4 protein-coding genes and 1 pseudogene are annotated in these 3,792 nt (G+C 33.6%); all 5 read right to left on the reverse strand.

Translation table 11 applies throughout. The features are described 5' to 3' along the window. Positions 1-144 precede the first annotated feature (144 nt). Positions 145-1,200 (reverse strand): dTDP-glucose 4,6-dehydratase, encoded by a 1,056-nt coding sequence (rfbB, locus tag KPL37_RS19135; RefSeq protein WP_216151667.1) that lies wholly within the window; start codon positions 1,198-1,200, stop codon positions 145-147. Positions 1,201-1,543: 343 nt separating this feature from the next. Beyond that, a pseudogene (locus KPL37_RS20480) lies at positions 1,544-1,744 on the reverse strand (sugar phosphate nucleotidyltransferase); the annotation flags it as partial. A gap of 119 nt (positions 1,745-1,863) precedes the next feature. Continuing rightward, positions 1,864-2,178 carry a type II toxin-antitoxin system RelE/ParE family toxin gene (locus tag KPL37_RS19150; RefSeq protein WP_216151668.1) on the reverse strand — a complete coding sequence of 105 codons (315 nt, stop codon included), beginning with the start codon at positions 2,176-2,178 and terminating at the stop codon, positions 1,864-1,866. A 1-nt stretch (position 2,179) separates the two neighbouring features. Beyond that, entirely contained in the window at positions 2,180-2,437 is a 258-nt protein-coding gene (locus KPL37_RS19155; protein ID WP_216151669.1) for a type II toxin-antitoxin system prevent-host-death family antitoxin, read from the reverse strand. Positions 2,438-3,254: 817 nt separating this feature from the next. Beyond that, a partial coding sequence (locus KPL37_RS19160) for an Rpn family recombination-promoting nuclease/putative transposase (RefSeq protein ID WP_216151670.1) occupies positions 3,255-3,792 on the reverse strand: 538 nt, incomplete at its 5' end.

The following is a 3,792-nucleotide window of genomic DNA, read 5'->3' on the forward strand; positions in this document are numbered from 1 at the left end:
CCTACCGTTGCCAGTAAATCCCTTGCTCTCAGGTTGTCTTCCCGTTGGTTAGGCGACATAGGCTTCTTTCAGCCTATCGGCTCAGCTAACATGCTGGACGTACAAAAAACTCTCAGAGTTTAATTTCTAAGAGTTTTATCTGTGTTATTTATTTTGGTACATATTATCATAATAATTTTGGTACTCACCTGACGTGATATTATCCATCCACTCTTTATTGTCTAAATTCCATCTTATTGTTTTCTTAATTCCTACTTCAAAGGTTGTTTCAGGATACCATCCTAGCTCTTCTTTTATCTTTGATGGGTCTATTCCATATCTTTTGTCATGTCCTAATCTATCTTCAACATACCTTATTAGTTTTTCTGTTACTTCCTTATCTACATTTTCATTTATATAATTTATAACAGTTTTAACTATTTGCATATTTGTTCTCTCGTTATGTCCACCAACATTGTATACCTCACCTAATCTCCCACCGTTAATAACCATGTTTATTGCTTTGCAATGATCTTCTACGTATAACCAATCTCTTATGTTCATTCCATCACCGTATACTGGTAGATTTTTATGATTTAAGCAGTTGTTTATTAGTAGTGGTATTAATTTTTCTGGGAATTGGTATGGTCCATAATTATTTGAACACCTAGTAATATTTACAGGCATTTTATAGGTATCATAATATGCTTTTACCATTAGATCTGCACCTGTTTTACTTGCAGAATATGGGCTATGTGGATCAATTGGTGTAGTTTCAAGGAAGAATCCAGTATCTCCAAGTGATCCATATACTTCATCAGTAGATACTTGCATAAACTTCTTTCCTTCTTTAAACCCACCTTTAATTTCCCAGGAATTTTTAGCTACGTTTAAAATATTTACTGTACCTAAAACATTAGTTTTAACAAATATTTCTGGTTCTTTTATACTTCTATCTACATGTGATTCTGCTGCAAAGTTTACAACATAATCAATATCATTACCTTCGAATAGTTTTTCTACTAATTCCTTATCACATATATCTCCGCAAGCAAAAGTGTAATTATAATTAGTCTTTACATCTTTTAAATTCTCTAAATTTCCTGCATAAGTTAATTTATCTAAATTTATAATTTTTATATCAGAATATTTATTTAACATATAGTGAACAAAATTTGCTCCTATAAACCCAGCCCCACCTGTTACTAAATAAGTTTTCATAATTAATTTACGCCCCCTAATATTCAAATGATATTTCTACCTCTTCGTCATTCCATAATACACCACTATCATATTCTGGTGCATAGTAGTCTGTGCATTTATAATTAAATCATCACCTGCGGTGCTGTATTAACGACTTCAAAAGGAAATTCAAAATCCCACTAAAGTTTTCTATTTGTTAAGGCATGTAACCGCTACTTATAGAAGTAGGAAACTTTCCTTCCGAAATGTCGTTAAATACGGCGTCATCTGAAAGGACTAAAAAACCATGAGCAAATAGTTCAACCTTTAGTTTGCCTCGCCTTAAGTATTCGTTATTTACTGCTGTTATTTCTATTTCACCTCTAGGTGTTGAAATAATTAATATTTCCTTTATATCTGCAAGCATTAATACTGATAATGGATAATATATCATTGGCTTATTATATATTGGAAGTATTTGCTTTGATACTGCTTTGGTAACTGGGTAAAGTCTTGTTCCGGAACCTCCGGCTAAAATAATACCTTTCGCGTTTTTCGCTTTTTCGCCTTTTTCATTTGGCAAATATTTGCTCTTCTCCCGAGGTCGTTACTATGGATGTAGCGTAGCGAAATCTATTTGTTGGTTGCTAATATTTTCGGGCAAAAAAACAGGGTCTTAAAATCCCCTGTTAGTGGCCTTATCTATAATAAATTTAGCCAATCTCTCCTATTATATAATATTCTAACAATAGTAACGGTTTTGCTCTCCTCAGTAACAATATAAAACACAATATAATTATCTACTAAAATTCTCCTTATACCTTTATAAGCAAGTCTATCATCAGCAACTAGAGCACTCCTAAAAGGCATGTCTTCTAAAGTAATAATTCCTTTAGCAATTTTTGAAACTACTTTTTTTGCGGTTTCAGGTTCCAAAAGTTCTTTAGATATATATGCACCAATTCCATATAGATCTTTTTCAGCGGGTTCAGTAATCTGAATATCATAAGTACTCATTTTATAAACCTTTCTGTATATCAGCCAATGCTTCTTTAAAAGGTCTCAGTTTTTTCTTCTGCATTGCGTCAATACCCTCGTCAAGCAATTTATACAATTCAAATTTACCCACAAGTTTTTCATAGGTTTCAATACTCATAACCGCTAAATCACCTTGACCATTCTTAGTTATATATACTGGTTCATTATACTTATGACAGAATTGTGATATTTCAACATATTTGTTTCTTAAATCTGAACTTGGTCTTATTGATGGCATAAAATACACCTCCCAAATAGTATATCAATATTATATCATAATATTGATATATAATCGAATTTTAAGCAATCATTAGATACCAGTTGGTTTATCAGGCACACTTTTGGAGGGCCATTAAATCATCTCCTGGGTCGCTGAAAATTAACAACTTTGGAAGCAGATTTAGACTGCCACCAAAGCAATTTTACTGGGCTAGACAACTGCCACTTATAGAAGATGGCAGACTTGAAGCTTCCAAAATGTTGCTAAATGAATCACAAAAAAACTGCTTATACTTCAGTAGTTCCATCCCATGGCTATCGCCATTTTTTTGTTTTTGTTTTTTCCCCGATTTCTTAACTTTTCACTCCAACTTCTTCACCATTAATCCGCATCAGATGTCTCATCTTCGCCTAGCTTCGCATGCCTAGCTTTCGCTTTCCAATCATTCCCAAGGGTCTGACCCCTTACAGCGTTTGGAAGTGAAGCGGACAAGCTCTGTTGCTAATCATTCCCAAGGGTCTGACCCTTTTGTGGGGACATGCTTTGCTGGTCCCACTTGCTACTCCCGAAGTCGTTACATAAACTGGAAGTTTATGTTTGCTACTTTAACGACAAAAAAACTACCAAAATTATATCTCTATAAATTTCAGTAGTTCCATCCCTTGGCTGTCGCCAATTTTTTTCATTTTTCCCGAGTTTCTTTATCTTTCTCCCCAACTTCACGTCACTTAATTCGCATCAGCTGTCCCATCTTTGCCTTGCTTTCGAATATCCAATCATTCCCAAGGGTCAGGCACGTTTCAGAGTTTGGTAGTGAAGCGGACAAGCTCTGTTGCTAACTTTCTAACTCTTTCTTTATTTGTATTATCTTTTCTTTAGAAAGACCTATGGCTTTAATTATTATATCTATACTAACTCCTAGTTTTAATAGATTTCTTGCATCTTCTATTGCTTTTTCATTTATTCCTTCATCTTTAGCCGAACTAATCATGTTAGCCCTCTCATGAAGTGATCTTTCTCTTGATTTGTAAAGTTCTAATGTCTTTGGATCACTACTTAGATATTCTATTTTCTCTTCAGCCTTTCTAATATCACCGTCCATCTCCATCAACTCCCCTAATTCTTTCTCACTTATATCTTCACTTAAGAAAGATAGCCACCTTTGTAACTTATCTTCTTTTAAATTCTTATTCTTTAATTTTCTGAATTTCGCCATTTCTATAAAGTGAATTTCTACTACATCTGTTAACATGTAGTCTTTGTCTCCATCTTCCCATAGATGAAATGTTGTATGAAATTTATCAGGTATTTTTATATATTCAAAGTCTACTATATTTATAGTTATGACCTTAGTTAGATTCTTATAATCATCG

Origin of the sequence: Clostridium frigoris (genome assembly GCF_018861865.1) — a bacterium.
Taxonomy (GTDB): domain Bacteria; phylum Bacillota; class Clostridia; order Clostridiales; family Clostridiaceae; genus Clostridium_AD; species Clostridium_AD frigoris.

What these genes read in the sequence shown, in the direction of transcription:
- rfbB (WP_216151667.1), bottom strand. Translation starts at nt 1,200, where the DNA reads ATGAAAACTTATTTAGTAACAGGTGGGGCTGGGTTTATAGGAGCAAAT.
- KPL37_RS19150 (WP_216151668.1), bottom strand. Translation starts at nt 2,178, where the DNA reads ATGAGTACTTATGATATTCAGATTACTGAACCCGCTGAAAAAGATCTA.
- KPL37_RS19155 (WP_216151669.1), bottom strand. Translation starts at nt 2,437, where the DNA reads ATGCCATCAATAAGACCAAGTTCAGATTTAAGAAACAAATATGTTGAA.